The organism is Pseudomonas sp. Irchel s3f19 (genome assembly GCF_900187555.1).
Taxonomy (GTDB): Bacteria; Pseudomonadota; Gammaproteobacteria; order Pseudomonadales; family Pseudomonadaceae; genus Aquipseudomonas; species Aquipseudomonas capeferrum.
In genome coordinates this window covers 37,486-58,191 of the sequence record NZ_FYDW01000017.1, presented here as the reverse complement: position 1 = coordinate 58,191, position 20,706 = coordinate 37,486, and the positions used below count along the sequence as shown (strand labels likewise).

Sequence of the window (20,706 nt, the reverse complement as noted above, 5' to 3'; positions counted from 1 at the left end):
AGGCTGCGGTACAGCCTGGCCTCCCCTCTTTATATTCAGGCTATGTGGCGGACAGTGTACCACCGGTGGTGGAACATGGGCCTCCAGGCCCCCGGAGCGGCCCTGCCGGGGCGCCGGACCGGTCGGAAAGGGCCGCCAAGCGGCCCCGGCAATCTCAACTCAGCCCAAGCTCGCCCCAGATGCGCCGTACCTCACGACGCTCATCGGCAAACTGCGCCGCATCGATCACCCCGGCCTGCTTCTGCAAGGCCTGGCGGTGGGAGGCAGAACGGAACGCCTTGTACACCTCCCGCAACAGCACCGCGTCACTGGCCGGCATCAAGCCCGCCTGCTCCAGCTCTTCCAGAATGCGGATGTTATCGGTCCATCGAAGTATGGCCGGATGGTCAAAAGACCAGGCCAAAGCGGCGTATTGCACCATAAATTCGATATCGACGATACCGCCGGCATCCTGCTTGATATCGAACGCAACCCCGGCATCGAACGCATTCGCCGCCGTGCCGGCGGCGGTAGCCTTGGTACCGAGATTGCCGCGCATCTTGGCGCGCATTTCACTGACTTCGGTGCGCAATTTCTCAAGGTCACGTGCCTGCCCCAACACCTTGGCGCGTACGCCTTCGAACGCTGCGCCCACCTGCTTGCAGCCGACCAGCACGCGGGCCCGCACCAGGGCCTGGTGCTCCCAGGTCCAGGCTTCGTTCTGCTGATAGCGCTCGAAGGCACCGAGCGAACTCACCAGCAGCCCCGAAGCGCCGGACGGGCGCAGGCGCATGTCCACGTCGTAGAGCTGCCCGGAGTTGGTCTGGGTGGTCAGCAGGTGGATGATGCGCTGGCCCAGGCGGGTGAAAAACTGCGCGCTGTCGATGGGCTTGTCGCCATCGGTTTCGGCCTGCGGGTCACCGTCGTGGATGAACACCAGGTCCAGGTCCGAGCCATGGCCCAGCTCCAGGCCACCGACCTTGCCGTAGCCAATGATGATGAAACCCGGGTCGCACAGGCTGCCATCACTGCGCTTGGGCTGGCCGTGGCGGGCCACGGTCTGGCGCCAGGCCAGCGCCAGCACCTGGTCAAGGATGGCTTCGGCCAGCCAGGTCAGGTAGTCGCTGACTTTCATCAACGGCAGGTTGCCGCTGATTTCCGAGGCGGCCACACGCAAGCTATGGGCCAGCTTGAAGTGGCGCAGCGCCTCCATCTGCTGCTCCAGGTCGTCCTCGGGGATGCGCGTCAAACGCTCGCGCAGTTCGCTGGCCAGCTCCGGCGCCAGTGGCGGGCTGAACAGCCGGCCTTCGTTGAGCAGCTCGTCGAGCAGCAACGGGTAGCGGGCAATCTGTTCGGCGATCCACGGGCTGGCCGCGCACAGGGTCAACAGCCGGCGCAGGGCCCCCGGGTTTTCGGTGAGCAGCACCAGGTAGGCCGAACGCCGCGCGACCGCCTCGACCAGCGGCAGCACCCGCTCAAGCACCAGATCAGGGTCTTGATGCTCGACGGCCTGGGCCAGCAGCCGTGGGATGAAGGCATCCAGGCGCTCGCGGCCAATGCGCTGCATCGACCGCAGCTGCGGGCTGGAGCGCAACCCGGCCAGGCGGCGCAAGGCATCGGCAGGCTGCTTGAAGCCGGCTTCTTCGAGCTGCCGGCAGGCGGCGTCTTCATCCTGCGCCTGCTCCCACAGCGGCGACCACTCGCCACCCACCACCAGCTCACCCTCGCCGTCTTCGTCATCCGGGTCGGCGATCACCTGGCGGAAGTGCCAGTCGACACGGCCACGCCATTGCATCAACTGGTCATGGAAGCCCTGCCAGTCGGCGAAGCCCAGGATATAGGCCACACGCGCCTGGTCTGTCTCGCTGTCTGGCAGCATCTGGGTCTGGCGGTCGGCGATGGCCTGGATGGCGTGCTCGGTATAGCGCAGGAACTCGTAGCCTTCGCGCAGTTCGGCCACCACCGCAGGCGGCAGGTAACCTTGGCCTTCGAGGGTCGCCAGCACCTTGAGCAAGGGCCGTTGCTGCAGGCTCAGGTCACGCCCGCCGTGGATCAGTTGGAAGGCCTGGGCGATGAATTCCACCTCGCGGATGCCGCCGGCACCCAGCTTGATGTTCTCGGACATGCCCTTGCGCCGCACCTCCTGCTGGATCAACTGCTTCATGGTGCGCAGGGCCTCGATGGCCGAGAAGTCCAGGTAACGGCGATAGACGAACGGGCGCAGCATCTCTTGCAACTGGGCGCCTGCCACCTGGTCACCGGCCACTACCCGGGCCTTGATCATGGCGTAGCGTTCCCAGTCACGGCCCTGGTCCTGGTAGTACTGTTCCAGGGCATTGAAGCTCAGTACCAGCGAACCAGCTGAACCGTAGGGGCGCAGGCGCATGTCGACGCGGAACACGAAACCGTCGACGGTGACCGGGTCCAGGGCCTTGATCAGGCGCTGGCCCAGGCGGGTGAAGAACTCCTGGTTGTCCAACGAGCGCTTGACCCCTTCGGTCTCGCCGCCCTCGGGGAAGGCGAAGATCAGGTCGATGTCCGACGACAGGTTCAGCTCTACCGCCCCCAGCTTGCCCATGCCCAGCACCACCATGTGCTGCGGCTGGCCGCTGCGGTGGCCGATGGGCGTGCCGAACTGCTGGCAATGGCGTGGGTACAGCCATTGATAGGCTTCGTCGATGGCGGCGTCGGCAAGGTCGGAGAGGTCGCGGCAGGTTTCACCCAGTTCGGCCTGGCGGGTGATGTCGCGCCAGATGATGCGCACCTGCTGACGGTTGCGCTCGCGGCGCAGGTTACGCGCAAGCGCGTCTTCGCTTTGCGCGGCCTGGGCCACGGCAGCGACCTGCGCGCGCAATTCACCGGGCGCATAGCGCCGCTCGAGTTCCCCACTGGCCATCAGCGCAAACAGCATGGCCGGCTCGCGCTGGGCCTGGCCGAGGACGAAGTCGCTGGCGGCGGCAACCTGGTCGAACTGTTGCCGATGGGCAGGGCTCCAAGCGTTCAGGTCGAGTTCAGGGTGGCCAGCCACGGCATCGCTGAGGAACTGCTGATTACGAGCGACCAGCGGTTGCAGGGTGGCGGGCAGATCGAGCGGCAAAGGCAGGCGCATGGACTATCCTTGATCGGCGTGAAAGAGAGGGGTAAAGGCGGCCAAATGGAAGGCGGACCACGGTTGGACTGTCATACAAAAGTTGGAAATAGCTAAAAAAAACGAATCACTGGCAAAAAACATCAAGAATCACCCGTTCGCGACACACCGCCAACCAACATGAACGTTTTTCCCCACAAGCAGGGGTGCGACCAAAAGCCGCATTTCTGTAGTTTTACTACTACCCCGACTGTCTAAAAGCATGAAATGCGAATGCATTTGTAGTAAAACTACACGGCGCCGGATCACACTCCGGTAATCCAAGAATTCACGACGTCTGCCCATAAGGCCAGTCGCAAACTCAGGCAATCGATTCTGGTTGCCTTTCCGCCCTGGAGCAAGCCATGCAAGACCTCGATCCAATCGAAACCCAGGAATGGCTGGATGCCCTGGAGTCGGTCCTCGACAAAGAAGGCGAAGACCGCGCTCATTACCTGATGACCCGTATGGGCGAGCTGGCCACCCGTAGTGGCTCCCAGCTGCCGTATGCGATCACCACGCCATACCGCAACACCATCCCTGTCACCCACGAAGCACGCATGCCTGGCGACCTGTTCATGGAACGCCGCATTCGCTCGTTGGTGCGTTGGAACGCTCTGGCCATGGTCATGCGCACCAACCTGAAAGACTCGGACCTGGGCGGGCACATCTCCAGCTTCGCCTCCAGTGCCACCCTGTACGACATCGGCTTCAACTACTTTTTCCAGGCCCCGACCGAAGAACACGGCGGCGACCTGGTGTTCTTCCAGGGCCACGCTTCGCCAGGCGTCTACGCCCGTGCCTTCATGGAAGGGCGCATCAGCGAAGACCAGATGAACAACTTCCGTCAGGAAGTGGACGGCAAAGGCCTGTCTTCGTACCCGCACCCTTGGCTGATGCCTGACTTCTGGCAGTTCCCGACCGTTTCGATGGGCCTGGGCCCGATCCAGGCGATCTACCAGGCACGCTTCATGAAGTACCTGGAAGCCCGTGGCTTCATCCCGGCCGGCAAGCAGAAGGTCTGGTGCTTCATGGGCGACGGCGAGTGCGACGAGCCGGAATCCCTGGGCGCGATTGCCCTGGCTGGCCGCGAGAAGCTGGACAACCTGATCTTTGTCATCAACTGCAACCTGCAGCGCCTCGACGGCCCGGTTCGCGGCAACGGCAAGATCATCCAGGAACTCGAAGGCGTGTTCCGTGGCGGTGGCTGGAACGTCAACAAAGTCGTCTGGGGCCGTTTCTGGGACCCACTGCTGGCCAAGGACACCAACGGTGCCCTGCAGCGCCGCATGGACGAAGTCATCGATGGCGAGTACCAGAACTACAAAGCCAAAGACGGCGCCTACGTGCGTGAGAACTTCTTCAACACCCCAGAGCTCAAGGCCATGGTCGAAGACCTGTCCGACGAAGAGATCTGGAAGCTCAACCGTGGCGGCCACGACCCGTACAAGGTCTACGCGGCTTACCACCAGGCGGTGAACCACAAAGAGCAGCCGACTGTCATCCTGGCCAAGACCATCAAGGGTTACGGCACCGGTGCAGGCGAAGCCAAGAACACCGCGCACAACACCAAGAAGGTCGACGTCGACAGCCTGCGTCACTTCCGTGACCGCTTCGACATCCCGGTCAAGGATGCCGACCTCGAGAACCTGCCGTTCTTCAAGCCGGAAGAAGGTTCTGCCGAAGCCAAGTACCTGGCCGAGCGCCGCGCTGCCCTGGGTGGCTTCGTACCTCAGCGCCGCGCCAAGAGCTTCAGCGTACCGACCCCATCCCTGGAAACGCTGAAAGCGATCCTGGACGGCTCGGGCGACCGTGAAATTTCCACCACCATGGCCTTCGTGCGCATCCTGGCGCAGCTGGTCAAGGACAAGGAAATCGGCCAGCGCATCGTCCCGATCATCCCGGACGAAGCCCGTACCTTCGGTATGGAAGGCATGTTCCGCCAGTTGGGCATCTACTCGTCGGTCGGCCAGCTCTACGAGCCAGTCGATAAAGACCAGGTGATGTTCTACCGCGAAGACAAGAAGGGCCAGATCCTCGAGGAAGGCATCAACGAAGCCGGCGCCATGTCGTCGTTCATCGCTGCCGGTACCTCGTACAGCTGCCACAACCAGCCGATGCTGCCGTTCTACATCTTCTACTCGATGTTCGGCTTCCAGCGTATCGGCGACCTGGCTTGGGCCGCTGGCGACAGCCGCACCCGTGGCTTCCTGATCGGCGGTACCGCCGGCCGTACCACCCTCAACGGTGAAGGCCTGCAGCACGAAGACGGTCACAGCCACATGATGGCGGGCACCATCCCGAACTGCCGCACCTATGATCCGACCTACGGCTACGAGCTGGCGGTGATCATCCAGGACGGCATGAAGAAGATGACCGAAGAGCAACAGGACATCTTCTACTACATCACCGTGATGAACGAATCCTACCAGCAGCCAGCCATGCCGGCCGGTGTCGAGGAAGGCATCATCAAGGGCATGTACCTGCTCGAAGAAGACACCCGCGAAGCCGCGCACCACGTTCAGCTGATGGGCTCCGGCACCATCCTGCGCGAAGTCCGCGAAGCGGCGAAGATCCTGCGTGAAGAGTTCAACGTCGGTGCCGACGTGTGGAGCGTCACCAGCTTCAACGAACTGCGTCGTGACGGCCTGGCCGTGGAACGCGCCAACCGCCTCAAGCCTGGCCAGAAGCCTCAGCTGACTTACGTCGAAGAGTGCCTGAACGGTCGCAAAGGCCCAGTCATCGCCTCCACCGACTACATGAAGCTGTTCGCCGAACAGATTCGCCAGTGGGTGCCGAGCAAAGAGTTCAAAGTCCTGGGTACCGATGGTTACGGTCGCAGCGACAGCCGCAAGAAGCTGCGTCACTTCTTCGAAGTCGACCGTCACTTCGTGGTGCTGGCTGCCCTGGAAGCCTTGGCTGACCGTGGCGAGATCGAACCGAAAGTGGTGGCTGACGCTATCGTCAAGTTCGGCATCGATCCGGACAAGCGCAACCCACTGGACTGCTGAGGAGTATTTTTAAGTGAGCGAACTCATTCGCGTACCTGACATCGGCAGCGGTGAAGGTGAAATCATCGAGCTGTTCGTCAAGGTCGGTGACCGTATCGAGGCTGACCAGAGCCTGCTGACCCTGGAGTCCGACAAGGCCTCCATGGAGATCCCGGCCCCCAAGGCCGGCATCGTCAAAGAGCTGAAGGTCAAGCTGGGCGATCGCCTGAAAGAGGGCGACGAGTTGCTGGTTCTGGAAGCCGAGGGCGCTGCTGCGTCCGAGGCCCCAGCCGCCGCACCTGCCCCTGCCGCTGCGCCGGCTGCCGCTGAAAAGCCGGCTGCCGAAGCGGCCCCTGCGCCGGCTGCAGCCCCTGCTGCTGCCAGCGTGCAGGACATCCACGTGCCGGACATCGGCTCGTCGGGCAAGGCCAAGATCATCGAAGTGCTGGTCAAGGTCGGCGACACCGTCGAAGCCGACCAGTCGCTGATTACCCTGGAGTCCGACAAGGCCTCCATGGAAATCCCTTCGCCCGCCGCTGGCGTGGTCAAGGAAGTGATCGCCAAGCTGGACGACGAAGTCGGCACCGGTGACCTGATCATCAAACTGGAAGTCGCGGGCGCCGCCCCGGCTGCTGCGCCAGCGCCTGCCGCTGCTGCACCGGCCAAGGCTGAGGCGGCTGCGGCCGCCGCACCGGCTGCCGCTGCCCCCGCTGCTGCCCCTGCACCGGTCGCTACCGCACCGGCTGCCGGCAACAACGCCAAGGTTCATGCAGGCCCCGCTGTTCGCCAGCTGGCCCGTGAGTTCGGTGTCGAGCTGGGCGCGGTTGCCGCGACCGGCCCGCACGGCCGTATCCTGAAAGAAGACGTGCAGGTTTACGTCAAGGCGATGATGCAGAAGGCCAAAGAAGCACCGGCAGCTGCCGGCGCGACTGGCGGCGCTGGCATCCCGCCGATCCCTGCCGTGGACTTCAGCAAGTTCGGCGAAGTGGAAGAAGTGGCCCTGACCCGCCTGATGCAGGTCGGTGCCGCCAACCTGCACCGCAGCTGGCTGAACGTGCCGCACGTCACCCAGTTCGACTCTGCCGACATCACCGAGCTGGAAGCCTTCCGCGTTGCGCAGAAGGCCGTGGCCGAGAAGGCTGGCGTCAAGCTGACCGTGCTGCCACTGCTGCTCAAGGCCTGCGCCTTCCTGCTCAAGGAACTGCCGGACTTCAACAGCTCGCTGGCACCAAGCGGCAAGGCCATCATCCGCAAGAAGTACGTGAACATCGGCTTTGCCGTGGACACCCCGGACGGCCTGCTGGTCCCTGTGATCAAGAACGTCGACCAGAAAAACCTGCTGCAACTGGCTGCCGAAGCCGCTGCACTGGCCGAGAAGGCGCGCACCAAAAAGCTGTCGGCCGACGACATGCAAGGCGCCTGCTTCACCATCTCCAGCCTCGGCCACATTGGCGGCACCGGCTTCACGCCGATCGTCAATGCGCCAGAGGTGGCGATCCTCGGTGTGTCCAAGGCAACCATGCAGCCGGTGTGGGATGGCAAAGCCTTCCAGCCGAAGCTGATGCTGCCGCTGTCGCTGTCCTACGATCACCGTGTGATCAACGGCGCTGCCGCCGCGCGCTTCACCAAGCGCCTGGGCGACGTGCTGGCGGATATCCGCACCCTGCTGCTGTAAGGCGGCAAGCTGCCCCTCGCAAGAGGGGCAGTACCCTTTTCGAGCTGCCACGCTCGTACCTCAACCCCGTCATTTGACGGGGCTTTTTTTTGTCCGCCGATAGGGTTGTGGCGTCTGTGAGATCGAGCGCCGCGCGGGCGGCGCTCGATCTCACAGACGCCAAAATTCTCAAGGCGAACTAACATTTCCGGCCAAACAGCCGATAACCCGTACACAGCATCACGCATGGCCGCTTGCCAGCCCTCGGGACATGATGCAACCTTGCCAGATACGCCGCCGCCCAGGCCGTGTCACCCTCTTCAAGCGAGTCTTCGATGAAAAGCCAACCCGATGCCGCCAGCCGTGTGGCGGCCGAGGTCGTCACGCAGCTACCCGTGCCCTCGCGGCTCGGCATGCTGCGTTTCGAAAGGCTCAACGAAGCCACCTGGGCAATGCTCTACCTCGACCCTGCCTGCGAGCGCCAGTTCGGCCTGCAGGCCGGCGAACTCTGTGCCCTCGTCGATGCGCCCTATGCCAGCCTGATGGAGCCCGAGGCCCGCTACAGGTTGCACGATGAAATCCAGTCGCAACTGGCCCGGCGCGGCTATTACCGGGTGCGCTACACCTTGCATGGCCCTGGTGCATCGCTGCGCCTGGTGGAAGCCGGCGAGGCCTACAGGCAGCACAATCGCCAACTGCTGCGCGGCTACCTGAGCGTGCTCGACGACCCGCCCGACGACGCCAACGACGCAGACCCCAGCGAGCTGGAGTCACGCAACACCCGCCTGCAGCTGGCCCTGCAACTCAACCAGCGCGCCCAGCAAGAACAGCTTGAACACCTGGAGCGGGTGCGTGGCCAGCAAGACCTCATCCTGCGCCTGGCCCGCCAGCGCTACAGTGCCGGGAACTCGCTGCTCGAAGCTGCCGAGCTGATCACCCAGAGCGCCTGCGAAATCTACAAGGTCGACAGCGCCAGCATCTGGCACCTGGAAGACCAGCGCCTGGAGCCGATCAGCGCCTGGTATCGCCACGAGCAGCAACACCGCCTGCCCGAAGCCATCGATGCCAGCCGCTTTCCCGACTACCTCGACGCCCTGCACGCCAGCCGCGCCATCGACGCCCACAACGCTAGCCACGACCCGCGCACCCGCGCCCTGACGCAAAGCCTGCGCCCCGACAACAAAGCCATGCTCGATGCCAGCGTGCGCGTCGATGGCCAGGTCATCGGCGTGTTGTGCCTGGAGCAGAGCGGCCAGCCGCGGGCCTGGCAGTCTGACGAAATCGCCTTTGCCGGTGAGCTGGCCGACCAGTTCGCCCAGGTCATCACCAACCACAACCGGCGCACGGCAGCCAGTGCCCTGCACCTGTTCCAGCGCGCCGTAGAGCAAAGCGCCAGCGCCTTTTTGCTGGTCAACCGCGATGGCGTGGTGGAGTACGTCAACCCAAGCTTCACCGCGATCACCCAATACAGCACCGACGAAGTCCAGGGCCGCCAACTGGCCGAACTGCCCGCCCTGGAAAACCTCAGCGAGCTGCTGTTCGATTCGCCGTCGAGCCTGGCCATGGGCAACAGTTGGCAGGGCGAATTCAAGAGCCGGCGTAAGAACCTCGAGCCCTACTGGGGCCAGCTGTCGATTTCCAAGGTGTATGGCGACAACCGCGAGCTGACCCACTACATCGGCATCTACGAAGATGTCACCCAGACCAAGCTGGCCCAGCAACGCATCGAACGCCTGGCCTACACCGACAACCTGACCAACCTGGGCAACCGCCCGGCCTTCATCCGCAGCCTCGACGAGCGCTTTGCCCGCAACGACGAGCATTCCATGTGCCTGCTGCTGGTGGACATCGACAACTTCAAGCGCATCAACGACAGCCTCGGCCACCAGACCGGCGACAAGCTGCTGGTCAGCCTCGCCCGCCGGTTGCGCAACAGCCTCAGCGCCGGCGGCATCCTGGCGCGCTTTGCCAGCAACGAGTTTGCCGTGCTGCTCGACGACACCCACCTGGAAGATGGCCAGGGCGTCGCCCAGCAATTGCTGCGCACCCTCGACAAACCGATGTTCGTCGACAACCAGCTGATCAACGTCACCGCCTCGGTGGGCCTGGCCTGCGCGCCATTGCATGGCATCGACCCGGCGAGCCTGATGAAAAACGCAGGCCTGGCCCTGCACAAGGCCAAAGCCAACGGCAAGCACCAGGTGCAGGTGTTTACCGAAGTGCTCAATGCCGAGGCCAGTTACAAGCTGTTCGTCGAGAACAACCTGCGCCGCGCCCTGACTCAGAACGAGCTGGAGGTGTTCTACCAGCCCAAGCTGTGCCTGCGCAGCGGCCGCCTGCTGGGGCTGGAGGCACTGCTGCGCTGGAATCACCCCGAGCGCGGCATGATCCGCCCGGACCAGTTCATCAGCGTGGCCGAGGAAACCGGCCTGATCATCCCCATCGGCAAGTGGGTGGTGCGCCAGGCGTGCCGCATGAGCCAACAGCTGCGCGAGGCCGGCATGGGCAACCTGCACGTGGCCATCAACCTGTCGCCCAAGCAGTTTTCCGACCCTGACCTGGTGGCGTCGATCAGCTCGATCATCAAGGAGGAGGCCCTGCCCCCGCACCTGCTGGAGCTGGAGCTGACCGAAGGCCTGCTGCTGGAAGCGACCGAAGACACCCACCGCCAGCTCGACGAGTTCAAGGCCCTGGGCCTGACTTTGGCCATGGACGACTTCGGCACGGGCTATTCGTCGTTGAGCTACCTGAAGAAGTTTCCGATCGACATCATCAAGATCGACCGCAGCTTCATCAACGAAATCCCCGACAACCAGGACGACATGGAGATCACCTCGGCGGTGGTGGCCATGGCCCATAACCTCAAGCTCAAGGTGGTGGCCGAGGGCATTGAGACCCCGGCGCAATTGGCGTTTCTGCGCCGGCACCGCTGCGATGTGGGCCAGGGCTATCTGTTCGATCGGCCGATTCCGGGGCGTGAGCTGGCCGAGAAACTCAAGCGCTATCCGCGCGGCCCGGTGGCCTGACAGCAGCGCCAACCTCGTGCACTATAGAGTCCATTCGGGCCCTTTCCCGGCCCACACTTATCTATCTGACAAACAGATATCTGAAAAAAAAGAGGAACGGCCATGGTCCTGCGTTCGGAAATCCTGGTGAACAAAAACGTCATGCCAACTGCGGAGCAGGCGCTGCCTGGCCGCGAAACCCCAATGTCCCTGCCCGAGTTCCACTATGTGTTCGAGGGCACGCCCCTGCTCGGCCCGTTCTTCGAAGGTGACATCGACTTCGCCATCTTCGGCCTGGGCTGCTTCTGGGGCGCCGAGCGCCGCTTCTGGCAGCGTGAAGGCGTGGTCAGCACCGTGGTCGGCTATGCCGGCGGCTTCACCCCCAACCCCACCTACGAAGAGGTCTGCTCGGGCCTGACCGGCCACACCGAAGTGGTGCTGGTGGTGTTCGACAAGAACAAGCTCAGCTACCGCGAGTTGCTGGCGATGTTCTGGGAACTGCACAACCCGACACAGGGCATGCGTCAGGGCAACGATGTCGGCACCCAGTACCGCTCGGCCATCTACTGCACCTCGCCGCAGCAGCTCGACGAAGCCAAGGCCAGCCGCAACGCCTTCCAGGCCGAGCTGAACAAGGCCGGTTTCGGCGAGATCACCACCGAGATCGACCAAGCGCCAACCGTGTACTTCGCCGAGGCCTACCACCAGCAGTACCTGGCCAAGAACCCGGGCGGCTACTGCGGTATCGGCGGTACCGGCGTGTGCCTGCCGCCCAGCCTGCAAGGCAACTGAACCATGGCCACGATGACGCTGTTCCACTCGCCGCTGTCGCCCTTCGTGCGCAAGGTCATGGTGGTGCTGCACGAGACCGGCCAGCTTGACCGCGTCACCCTGCAACCGGTGAACATCAGCCCGGTGAGCGGCGACGTGCAACTCAACCAGGGCAACCCGATCGGCAAGATCCCGGCCCTGCGCCTGGACGACGGCACGGTGCTGCACGACAGCCGGGTGATCTGCGAGTACCTGGACCTGCAGCATGTGGGCATGCCGTTGCTGCCGCGTGAAGGCTCGGCGCGCTGGCGGCGCATGACGCTGGTGTCGCAGGCCGATGCGATCATGGATGCGGCGGTGTCGTCGCGCTATGAGAGCTTCCTACGGCCTGAAGGCAAGCGCTGGGACGGCTGGCTTGAAGCGCAGGGCGAGAAGATCCGCCGCAGCCTGGCCAACCTGGAGCAGGAGCACCTCGCGGAGCTGATCTCGGGCTTTGATCTGGCGGCAATCGGTGTGGCGTGCGCACTGGGATACCTGGATTTGCGCCAGCCTGATTTTGGCTGGCGTGAGCGCCAGCCTGGGTTGGCGGCGTGGTATGCCGAGGTGGCCAAGCGGCCTTCGATGGTCGCCACAGCACCGACAGCCTGACAGGGCCATTCGCGGGGCAAGCCCGCTCCCACAGGTCCTTCACAGACCTTGAATACTGTGGGGGTCCTGTGGGAGCGGGCTTGCCCCGCGAATGGGCTGCAAAGCAGCCCCAAGCCTTACTTGGGTATCACAGGAAACAACTGCCCGACCCTGCGGGCCAACCAACGCCCGATTTCTCTATCCTCCCTCATGCCGCCCTCCCCACCCGTGCCCACTCCAGCCGCCGGGTCAGCACCATGAACACGCCCAGCAAGCCAAAGCACAGTAGCGAGCCCATCAGCAGCGCATAGTCCTCGGCGCTGAGCAGCCCATAAAGCATCGCGTACAGCGCTGCCAACCCTGCTGCAAACCCCACCCCACGCCCGAGGCTGTGCAACACGTGGCTCAGGTAGAAGCCAATCAGCAACACACAGGCCGAAGCCGACAGCCCATACGCCGGGCCGAAGCCAATGTGCTCGGACAACGACAGCAACAGCAGGTAGAAGAACGCCAGCGCCACTCCCACCAGGATGTACTGCACCGGGTGCACGCTGAGGTTTTTCAACACCTCGAACAGGAAGAAGCCGGCAAAGGTCAGCGCGATGAACAACAGCGCATATTTGATCGCCCGCTCGCTCTTCAGGTACTGGTCCACTGGGTCGACGAAGCTCACGCCGAAGGTCCGCTCGCTGAAGTCCGTGCACTCCCCCACGCTGGCGCACTGGCGCAGGGCGTCTTCGAGGTTGGTGGCGAAGAACGACGTCTGCCAATGGGCACTGAAGCCCTGGGCATCGATGTCGCGACGGCTGGGCAGGTAGCTGCCGATGAAGCTTGGGTGCGGCCAGTTGGCGCGCAGGTCGACACTGCTGGTGCGGCCCACCGGCAATACCTGCAGCTGGCCAGTGCCCTGCAACGCCAGGTCGAAGCCATAGCTGAACTCGCGCGCCTGCAGGCCATCCAGCCCTGGCAGACTGGCATGCACGCCCGCGCGCATCCAGCTGAGCCCGGTGCCGGCTTCGAACGGCAATTTGCGCTCGTCGAAGGTCAGCTCCAGGCCGTTCTCGATGCCGCGGATGTCGCTGATGCCCACCACCAGGAAGGGTTTGTCGAACTGGTAGTCGTCAAAGTCCTTGTCGATGCCCCACCGCTCGGGCAGTTTGAAGCGGCCACTGATACGGCCCTTGGCGTGAAACAGCCGCGCCTGGTAGATACCGCGTGCGCGCAGCTCGGTCTCGACACCCAGGTCAGCGTCGAAGGTTTCCGGGAGGAAGTACAGGTGGCCGGCGACGGTGCTGGTCTCCTGGGTACGCTCGCCGTCCTTGTCGATCCAGCGCCGTTGGTACTTGCGATAGGGCACCACCAGCAGCGGGCCGCTGAGCTGCTGGTCGAAACTGGCGCTCTGGGCGATGTCCCGCACCACACTGTCACGCAGGCTCTGGCGCTCGTCGATAAGGCCGTTGATCAGCAGCAGGGGGATCAGCAACAGCAACATCAGCAGGGCAATCATGCCGAGCTTGAAACTCAAGGTCTTGTTCATGGGGCCTCCTATGGCAGTGGGCGCAGTGTCTGCGCCTTGCATGGAGGCTTTGGGGAGACTCTATGGAGATTGCGTGTTTTTGCGCGTAGCCCCAGCAACCTCAGCTGATACGCCGCATCGGCAGCCACAACCGCACCCGCACCCCGCCGTCAACGTTATCCACCGCCAACGTGCCGCCATGCAACTGCATCACCTCAGCCACAAAATTCAGCCCCAGCCCGGTACTCTTGCGCCCGCTGCCCGGCCGTGGCAGTGAGTAGAACCGCTCGCTGACCCGCCCGATGGCATACGCCGGGATAGCCTGCCCCTGGTTGAACAGGCTCAATGCCACGCGCCCGCCCTCGCGCTCCAGCTCGAACAACAGCGCCCCGCCCGCCGGGGTAAAGTCCAGCGCGTTATCGAGCAGGTTGGCCAGCGCCTGGCGCATCAGAAACGGATCGCACAACAACCGCAGCCCCACCGGCACCCGCTGTCGCACCTGCAAGCCAGCCCCTTCGATACGTGCCGCATGGGCCAGCAGCAGTTCGTCGACCAGCGATGCCAGCGCCACCTGCTGTTCGTCTTCCAGCGCCTGCATCTGCTCGACCCGCGCCAGGTTGAGCAGGCGCTCGATCATCTGTTGCAAGCGCTCGCTCTCCCGTTCGATGTTGCCCACAAAGCGCGCCCGCTGTTCGGCCGGCATCTCGCCCTGCAGCAACTCGGAAGCACCGCGAATGGCCGCCAGCGGGCTTTTCAGTTCGTGGGTCAGGGTATGCACGTAGCGCTCGACGTACGCTTTGCCTTCCAGTTGCGTACGCATGCGCTCCACCGCATTGGCCAGGTGCGCCAGCTCACCGCCCTTGTAGTGCGGCAGCGCCGCGCGTTCGCCTTCGCTGACGGCCTGGGCGTAGCGGGCCAGCCTGCGCAGCGAGCGCGCCAGCCACCACGACAGCGCGGCACCGATCAACAGGCCCAGGCCGATCAAGCCCAGGCCCAACGTCAGCAAGCGCTGCTCGGAGCGGTCGATGTAGGGTTGCAGCGAGCTGTTGGGCTTGGCCACGGTCACCACGCCGATGATCCGGCCGTCATCGATGATCGGCGCGGCCACGTGCATCACCGAGGTGCTTTCGTCATCAGCGACGCTGCGCGTGGAGCGGGCACCGTATTCGCCGCGCAGGGTGAGGTAGACATCGTTCCACTTCGAATAGTCCTTGCCCAGGCCTTCACCGCTGGAGTCGAGCAGGACGATGCCTTTGGCGTCGGTCACGTAGATGCGGTGGCTGACCTGGTTCTTCGCCAACCCCCAGATCTGCGCGCCCGGGCTACGCGAGCCGTAGGCCTTGAGCACTTCGGGCAGGCGGCTCTGGCCGAGGGTGCCGGCCTTGACGTCATCGTGCAGGATCTCCGCCAGCAGGTTGGCGGTGTCTACCAGGGTTTCCTCGGACGACTGGCGCACCACCGGGCGGATCTGCTCGCGCACTGTGTTCAGCAGAAAGTAGCCCGCCAGCCCGACGAACAGGAAGTACACCAGGAAGATCCGGATGCCCAGGCGCATCAGGCGTGATCCGGGCTGTAGCTGTAGCCCAGGCCGCGGTGGGTCTGGATCGGCTCTGCCGCGCTGGCCACCAGGCGCAACTTGGCGCGCAGGCTCTTGATATGGCTGTCGATGGTGCGCTCGTAGCCCACGTCGGAGGCCACCCCCAGGGCATCGAGCAATTGCTCGCGGCTGAATACCCGTTGGGGCTGCTCCAGCAGGCATTGCAGCAGTCGGAACTCATGGCGGGTCAGGGCCAGCGGCTGGTTGCGGTAGCTGATCTGCATGCGCAGGGTGTCGAGCTGGAACAGCGTTGCCGCAGCAGCAGGCTCAGCCCTTGGCGCCATGCGCTTGAGGATCGCCCGCACGCGCGCGGCCACCTCGCGCGGGCTGAAGGGTTTGACCACATAATCGTCGGCACCGATCTCCAAGCCTACGACTCGGTCGATTTCACCGTCGCGGGCGCTGAGGAACATCACCGGCACTTCGCTGAAGCGGCGTAGCTGGCGGCAGGTTTCGAAGCCACTGATATCGGGCAGGCCGATGTCGAGGATGATCAGGTCGGCCGGGCGCTGGCGTTGCTTATCGAGGGCCGCGCTGCCCAGGGTCACCCATTCGGTGCTGTGGCCATCGGCCTGCAGGGCGTAGACCAGCGTGTCGGCGATGGCGGCTTCGTCTTCGACGATGAGGATATGGGGCATGGTGCGCGGCCTGTGCAAATGTCGATGGCGACGCACTATTGTGTAGGAGCGGCCTTGCGTCGCGATAGGGCTGCGTAGCGGCCCCAGGTTTTCTGTAGTGGCATAAATCGCCGGGGCCGCTACGCAGCCCTACCGCGACGCAAGGCCGCTCCTACAATGGGCCAGTCAGGTTCCAGGTCAGCAGTCCGGTTTGCCAGCGGTAAACTTCTTGGCCGGGTTGACCGCCGCCTTGAACTCACGCAACGCCTTTGACCCGATCAACAGCGGGTAGTTGAAGCTGCTGCGGTCTACCAGGTTCACCTCAACGGTGCGCTTCTCATCACCCAGGCACAACTCCAGGTCCACCACCGGGCGCTTGGAGATTTCCGGCGCATCGCCTTCTTCCTCTTCGTCGGCACGGCCCTTGATCTTGCTGATGCGCGAGACCTTGTGCTCGTAGACCTTGCCGTCGGACTCCTTGGTCGCCAGACGGAAGCGCACCCACTCATCGCCATCGCGGGTGAACAGCTCGATGTCCTTGGCCGACAGCGATGCAGTGAAGGCGCCAGTGTCCATCTTGGCCTTCAGCGTTTCGCCGATTTCCGGCAGGGCAATGTTTTCGTAACGGCCATAAATCGTCGGCTCAGCGGCCATGACCGGCAAGGCAAACAGCGACAACAGGGCAAGCAGTGATTTCACGGGTTACGCTTCCTTGATTGCAGACAGTGCTTAGACTGCACACGTTGAATAGGTTCGTCGTTACAGGGTAATCAACACAATGTGAAACATTTGTACCCGCCGACGGGCACTGGAAATTTGGCGTGGGGCGCATCGCTGCTTATCATTGCCGACCGCGTTTATCTCACAACAAGAGTTTCTTTATGCGTCGCCTGCTGACCGGCATTCTCACAACCCTTCTGTTGCTGCTCAACACCGTGGTGTTGATCTGCCCGCTGCTGGTGTTTGCCCTGCTCAAGCTGGTGCTGCCGGGCCGTGGCCGCGACTACGCATCCGCCGCGGTGATGTGGGTGGCCGAAACCTGGTCGGAGATCGACAAAGCGATCTTTGCCCTGTGCATCCCCACCCAGTGGGACATCCGCGGCGTCGAGCGCCTGCGCAAGGACACCTCGTACCTGGCCGTGAGTAACCACCAGAGCTGGGTCGACATCCCCGCGCTGATCGAAAGCCTCAACCGCCGCACGCCGTTCTTCAAGTTCTTCCTCAAGAAGGAGCTGATCTGGGTACCGCTGCTGGGCCTGGCCTGGTGGGGGCTGGATTACCCGTTCATGAAGCGCTACAGCAAGGCGTTTCTGGACAAGCACCCCGAGCTCAAGGGCAAGGACCTGGAAATCACCAAAGCCGCCTGCGAGCTGTTCAAGCGCCAGCCGGTGACCGTGGTCAACTACCTCGAAGGCACACGCTTCACCGAGGCCAAGCGCCAAGAGCAGCAATCGCCTTACCGTCACCTGCTAAAGCCCAAGGCCGGGGGCGTGGCTTTTGTGCTGGCGGCGCTGGGCGAGCAGCTGGACGCGCTGCTGGACGTGACCATCGTTTACCCCGGCAACAAGGCGCCCGGCTTCTGGGACTTGCTCAATGGCAGCATTAGCCGGGTGATTATCGACATTCGAGTGCGTGAGCTGGACCCGGCATTGTGGGATGGGGATTATGAAAATGACCCGGCCTTCCGGCAGACCGTGCAGGCATGGGTGAACCAGCTGTGGCTGGAGAAGGATCAGCGGATCGAGCAGTTGCGTGGGGAATTGGCTAAGTAGTAAGCCTGGGCCGGCCTCTTCGCGGGGCAAGCCCGCTCCCACGGTCAGTGGTCGGCCTGTGGGAGCGGGCTTGCCCCGCGAAGACGCCCCCCCAGATAAACTCGATTAAAAGCCTGGCTAATAATCAGCATAAGGATTACTTCTTTGTCATCATCCCCATAAGTGGATAAAAATCGATCAAAGCACAATTACAAAAAATGCCTGGATCGATCAATGGCCAACCAACCTAGCTCCGCCCCCGCCCAGCTCCGCCGTGTCCTCGGCCTGCCCGCCCTGGTGTTTTTCGGCCTTGTCTACATGGTCCCGCTGACCATCTTCACCACCTACGGCATCGTCACCGAGCTCACCGGTGGCCGCACCGCTGGCGCCTACCTGGTCACGTTGCTGGCCATGTCGTTTACCGCCACGTCTTACAGCTACATGGTCAAGCGCTTCCCGGTCGCGGGTTCGGCGTACTCCTACACCAACATGGCCTTTGGCCCTAACGTGGGCTTTCTCGCCGGCTGGTCGCTGCTTCTCGATTACCTGTTCATCCCGATGATCAACTACCTGCTCATCGGCCTGTTCCTCAACATCGCCTTCCCCGCCATCCCAGCCTGGTCCCTGATCCTTGCCTCGGTCGCGCTGGTGACCGTGCTCAACGTGATCGGTATCCACTCGGTGGCCAAGGCCAGCAACCTCATCGTCGGCGCGCAGATCGTGTTCATCGGGGTGTTCGTGGGGCTGTCTTGCCAGACCCTGGCCGGCCAGCCGGTGGACTTGCTGTCACCGCTGATGGGTGACGGCACCCAGCCTGGTTTTGGCCCGTTGATGGCCGGTGCTGCGGTACTGTGCCTGTCGTTCCTCGGTTTCGATGCTGTCTCGACCCTGGCCGAAGAATGCCGCGACGCCCGCCGCGACGTGCCACGGGCGATCATCCTGACCACGCTGTTTGCCGGCGTGCTGTTCACCGTACTGGCCTACGTCAGCCAGCTGGTGTTCCCGGGCAGCACCTTCGTCAATGCCGATGCGGCGGCGAACGAGGTGATGCTCAAGGCCGGCGGGCAGTTCCTGGCCAACTTCTTCACGGCTGCGTTCGTTGCCGGCAGCCTGGGTTCGGCGCTGGCCTCGCAGGCGGCGGTGTCGCGCATCCTGTTCACCATGGGGCGTGACAAAGTGCTGCCACAGCGCACATTCGGGTATCTGTCGCCACGCTTCGGCACGCCGGTGTTCGCCATCCTGCTGGTGTCGGCGTTCTCGTTGCTGGCGCTGGTGATCGACCTGGCCACCCTCGCCTCGTTGATCAGCTTTGGCGCGCTGGTGGCGTTTTCGGCGGTGAACCTGGCGGTGGTGAAAACGCACCTGATGAACGACAGCGCGCAGCGCAACCTCAAAGGCTTGCTGTGCTATGGCGCGGTGCCGCTGGTGGGGTTGAGCCTGACATTGTGGCTGTGGACCAGCCTGTCGGCGCTGACGTTGGTGATTGGGCTGTGCTGGTTTGCGTTGGGGCTGGCGTATCTGGCGGTGCTGACGGCTGGCTTCCGCCGCCCGGTGCGCTTGGTGGATTTTTCAGAAGCAGGGGAATCAGAAAGAATGACCTGGTAATTCTGCCAGTTGCTCGATCGCCGACACGACTGCAGGCTTTTAGCACCTCAGGAGTGCTAAAGGCCATGAGCATGAATACCTCATCGAATACCCGCGCCTACACCGTTTATGGATGGACGAACTGCGATCTCCCGGAGGTGCTGCTGGGCTTCAACGGCGAGTACCTCGACCCTCTTACTCACCATTACCCTTTGGGCAAGGGCCACCGTGCATTTTCTCCCAGGTTGATGCGGTTCTACTCACCGGACGTGCTTAGTCCCTTTGATAACGGTGGTCTGAATGCCTATGCCTACTGCGCAGGGGACCCAGCGAATCTTGTAGACCCTACAGGGCTGGCACCGACGACATACCGGTTTCCGGGCATACACTCCGTCACATCTCGAAAGCCTACTGCGCTAACCGCAAAGATCACGGCTGGCCAAAGACGACCCGCGCCAGGTTTGGCTGAAAGAAGGCCGCCTGATTACACCTGGGCTACAGCAAAAAAGCTTCAACAAGATGAGACAATCCCCCCCTACAGCAAAACCCCTAAGGAAAATCAGCGCACATTGAATCTCAACTTGGGACATCATGATACGACAACGCCACTGAGAGAAGCTGAGGCCAAAGAACTTCGACTAAAGCTTACACAGCAGGCGATGGTTGCTGATGAAGCACAGGCCGCCGGTCCGCGTGGTAATGATTACGCTGAATTCGGTGAAACGCTCGTAGCCGTTGAGGCTGTTATCAACTCCGTGGATTTGGGCCGAGTCGCAATAAACCATCGGCTGTACAATACGGCCTCACAGCTCCGGTCTATCAGACGCTAAAAGGGTAGGCTACATGAGGACCATTCAGCGCCTTCTGTTCACACCGACGGCTGGGCCAAGGGGGTAGGGTTAGTCCACAGGCTACCCAAATTCTGCAGCAACGACCCGGCAATCCCCTGCTGCCCCAGGTATTGCAGAATCAGCGGCGCAAACTGCCCGATCATGCCGGTGTCCATCCCAAGCGCCTTGAACGCACTGTCCAGGTCGCCGCGGTTCTCGACGTTGTTACCCAGCGCATTGCTCAGCGCCGAGTGGCTATCGCTGTTCTTGCCCAGCATTTCACCCAGCCCACTCAACCCGCCCAGCGCATTGGCGCCCGACAGCAGGTCCAGCCCAGGCACCGCTTTGGTCAGTTGGCCGTAATCGTCAGCGCTCAGGTTATTGCGCGCCAGCCCCAGCATCGCCCCTGCCCCGCCCACGGCCTGCTCCGGGGTGATGTTCAGTTCGCTGCCCAAAGTGTTGAGCAAATTGGCCTGCGCCTCGGGCGCCTGCACCTGGCCCTGCTGTTTCTGGTTCTGCATGGCCGACACGGCGTTGGCGGCGTCGCTGAGGTTGAAGGCGAACACCGGGCTTGCGGCCAGGGTCATCAGGGTTGCCAGGGTGAGAGCTTTCATCGGGAGGGACCTCGTAGGCCGGAATGGCCTGGGAAACGAGGCAT

14 protein-coding genes are annotated in these 20,706 nt (G+C 63.1%); 8 read left to right on the top strand and 6 right to left on the bottom strand.

Translation table 11 applies throughout. The annotated features are described in order from the left end of the window. Positions 1–154: 154 nt before the first annotated feature. On the bottom strand, positions 155–3,088 hold the full coding sequence (gene glnE / locus CKW22_RS25160) for a bifunctional [glutamate--ammonia ligase]-adenylyl-L-tyrosine phosphorylase/[glutamate--ammonia-ligase] adenylyltransferase (RefSeq protein ID WP_033703118.1): 2,934 nt from the start codon (positions 3,086–3,088) through the stop codon (positions 155–157). A 383-nt stretch (positions 3,089–3,471) separates the two neighbouring features. Between glnE and aceE the strand changes: the two genes are divergently transcribed. The 5 genes from aceE to CKW22_RS25135 all read left to right on the top strand — a co-directional run bounded on the left by aceE (position 3,472) and on the right by CKW22_RS25135 (position 12,174). After that, entirely contained in the window at positions 3,472–6,117 is a 2,646-nt protein-coding gene (gene aceE, locus CKW22_RS25155; protein ID WP_033703119.1) for a pyruvate dehydrogenase (acetyl-transferring), homodimeric type, read from the top strand. Positions 6,118–6,130: 13 nt separating this feature from the next. After that, on the top strand, positions 6,131–7,771 hold the full coding sequence (gene aceF / locus CKW22_RS25150) for a dihydrolipoyllysine-residue acetyltransferase (RefSeq protein ID WP_047583686.1): 1,641 nt from the start codon (positions 6,131–6,133) through the stop codon (positions 7,769–7,771). 314 nt (positions 7,772–8,085) lie between these two features. Beyond that, entirely contained in the window at positions 8,086–10,776 is a 2,691-nt protein-coding gene (locus CKW22_RS25145) for an EAL domain-containing protein (RefSeq protein WP_095065445.1), read from the top strand. 102 nt (positions 10,777–10,878) lie between these two features. After that, on the top strand, positions 10,879–11,547 hold the full coding sequence (msrA, locus tag CKW22_RS25140; protein WP_033703123.1) for a peptide-methionine (S)-S-oxide reductase MsrA: 669 nt from the start codon (positions 10,879–10,881) through the stop codon (positions 11,545–11,547). A gap of 3 nt (positions 11,548–11,550) precedes the next feature. Beyond that, a complete protein-coding gene (locus tag CKW22_RS25135; protein WP_033703124.1) occupies positions 11,551–12,174 on the top strand; it encodes a glutathione S-transferase in 624 nt (207 codons plus the stop codon). A gap of 187 nt (positions 12,175–12,361) precedes the next feature. Here CKW22_RS25135 and creD read toward each other — a convergent pair whose 3' ends face one another. From creD to CKW22_RS25115, 4 genes are all read right to left on the bottom strand, one after another. Continuing rightward, entirely contained in the window at positions 12,362–13,690 is a 1,329-nt protein-coding gene (gene creD / locus CKW22_RS25130) for a cell envelope integrity protein CreD (RefSeq protein ID WP_095065443.1), read from the bottom strand. A gap of 100 nt (positions 13,691–13,790) precedes the next feature. Further along, the gene (gene creC / locus CKW22_RS25125) at positions 13,791–15,224 is read right to left on the bottom strand and encodes a two-component system sensor histidine kinase CreC (RefSeq protein ID WP_033703126.1); all 1,434 of its coding nucleotides are present in this window, start codon (positions 15,222–15,224) and stop codon (positions 13,791–13,793) included. Next, on the bottom strand, positions 15,224–15,904 hold the full coding sequence (creB, locus tag CKW22_RS25120) for a two-component system response regulator CreB (protein WP_033703127.1): 681 nt from the start codon (positions 15,902–15,904) through the stop codon (positions 15,224–15,226). Before creB ends, creC begins: the two co-directional genes overlap by 1 nt. A gap of 177 nt (positions 15,905–16,081) precedes the next feature. Further along, positions 16,082–16,582 carry an ATP-dependent zinc protease gene (locus tag CKW22_RS25115; RefSeq protein WP_095065441.1) on the bottom strand — a complete coding sequence of 167 codons (501 nt, stop codon included), beginning with the start codon at positions 16,580–16,582 and terminating at the stop codon, positions 16,082–16,084. A 182-nt stretch (positions 16,583–16,764) separates the two neighbouring features. Here CKW22_RS25115 and CKW22_RS25110 point away from each other — a divergent pair, with 182 nt between their 5' ends. From CKW22_RS25110 to CKW22_RS28250, 3 genes are all read left to right on the top strand, one after another. After that, complete coding sequence (locus CKW22_RS25110) at positions 16,765–17,655, top strand: acyltransferase (RefSeq protein WP_033703129.1); 891 nt, start codon at positions 16,765–16,767, stop codon at positions 17,653–17,655. Positions 17,656–17,868: 213 nt separating this feature from the next. Continuing rightward, positions 17,869–19,239, top strand: coding sequence for an APC family permease (locus CKW22_RS25105; protein WP_095065439.1), 1,371 nt, complete (start codon positions 17,869–17,871; stop codon positions 19,237–19,239). 65 nt (positions 19,240–19,304) lie between these two features. Further along, complete coding sequence (locus CKW22_RS28250) at positions 19,305–20,048, top strand: RHS repeat-associated core domain-containing protein (RefSeq protein WP_077068767.1); 744 nt, start codon at positions 19,305–19,307, stop codon at positions 20,046–20,048. A gap of 38 nt (positions 20,049–20,086) precedes the next feature. Here CKW22_RS28250 and CKW22_RS25095 read toward each other — a convergent pair whose 3' ends face one another. Beyond that, positions 20,087–20,662 (bottom strand): DUF2780 domain-containing protein, encoded by a 576-nt coding sequence (locus CKW22_RS25095; RefSeq protein ID WP_095065438.1) that lies wholly within the window; start codon positions 20,660–20,662, stop codon positions 20,087–20,089. Between the last annotated feature and the right edge of the window lie 44 nt (positions 20,663–20,706).

Excerpts from the sequence above, each read along its gene's own strand:
- glnE (WP_033703118.1), bottom strand. The coding sequence starts at position 3,088 with ATGCGCCTGCCTTTGCCGCTCGATCTGCCCGCCACCCTGCAACCGCTG.
- aceE (WP_033703119.1), top strand. The coding sequence starts at position 3,472 with ATGCAAGACCTCGATCCAATCGAAACCCAGGAATGGCTGGATGCCCTG.
- CKW22_RS25145 (WP_095065445.1), top strand. The coding sequence starts at position 8,086 with ATGAAAAGCCAACCCGATGCCGCCAGCCGTGTGGCGGCCGAGGTCGTC.
- msrA (WP_033703123.1), top strand. The coding sequence starts at position 10,879 with ATGGTCCTGCGTTCGGAAATCCTGGTGAACAAAAACGTCATGCCAACT.
- CKW22_RS25135 (WP_033703124.1), top strand. The coding sequence starts at position 11,551 with ATGGCCACGATGACGCTGTTCCACTCGCCGCTGTCGCCCTTCGTGCGC.
- creD (WP_095065443.1), bottom strand. The coding sequence starts at position 13,690 with ATGAACAAGACCTTGAGTTTCAAGCTCGGCATGATTGCCCTGCTGATG.
- creC (WP_033703126.1), bottom strand. The coding sequence starts at position 15,224 with ATGCGCCTGGGCATCCGGATCTTCCTGGTGTACTTCCTGTTCGTCGGG.
- creB (WP_033703127.1), bottom strand. The coding sequence starts at position 15,904 with ATGCCCCATATCCTCATCGTCGAAGACGAAGCCGCCATCGCCGACACG.
- CKW22_RS25110 (WP_033703129.1), top strand. The coding sequence starts at position 16,765 with ATGCGTCGCCTGCTGACCGGCATTCTCACAACCCTTCTGTTGCTGCTC.
- CKW22_RS25105 (WP_095065439.1), top strand. The coding sequence starts at position 17,869 with ATGGCCAACCAACCTAGCTCCGCCCCCGCCCAGCTCCGCCGTGTCCTC.
- CKW22_RS28250 (WP_077068767.1), top strand. The coding sequence starts at position 19,305 with ATGAGCATGAATACCTCATCGAATACCCGCGCCTACACCGTTTATGGA.
- CKW22_RS25095 (WP_095065438.1), bottom strand. The coding sequence starts at position 20,662 with ATGAAAGCTCTCACCCTGGCAACCCTGATGACCCTGGCCGCAAGCCCG.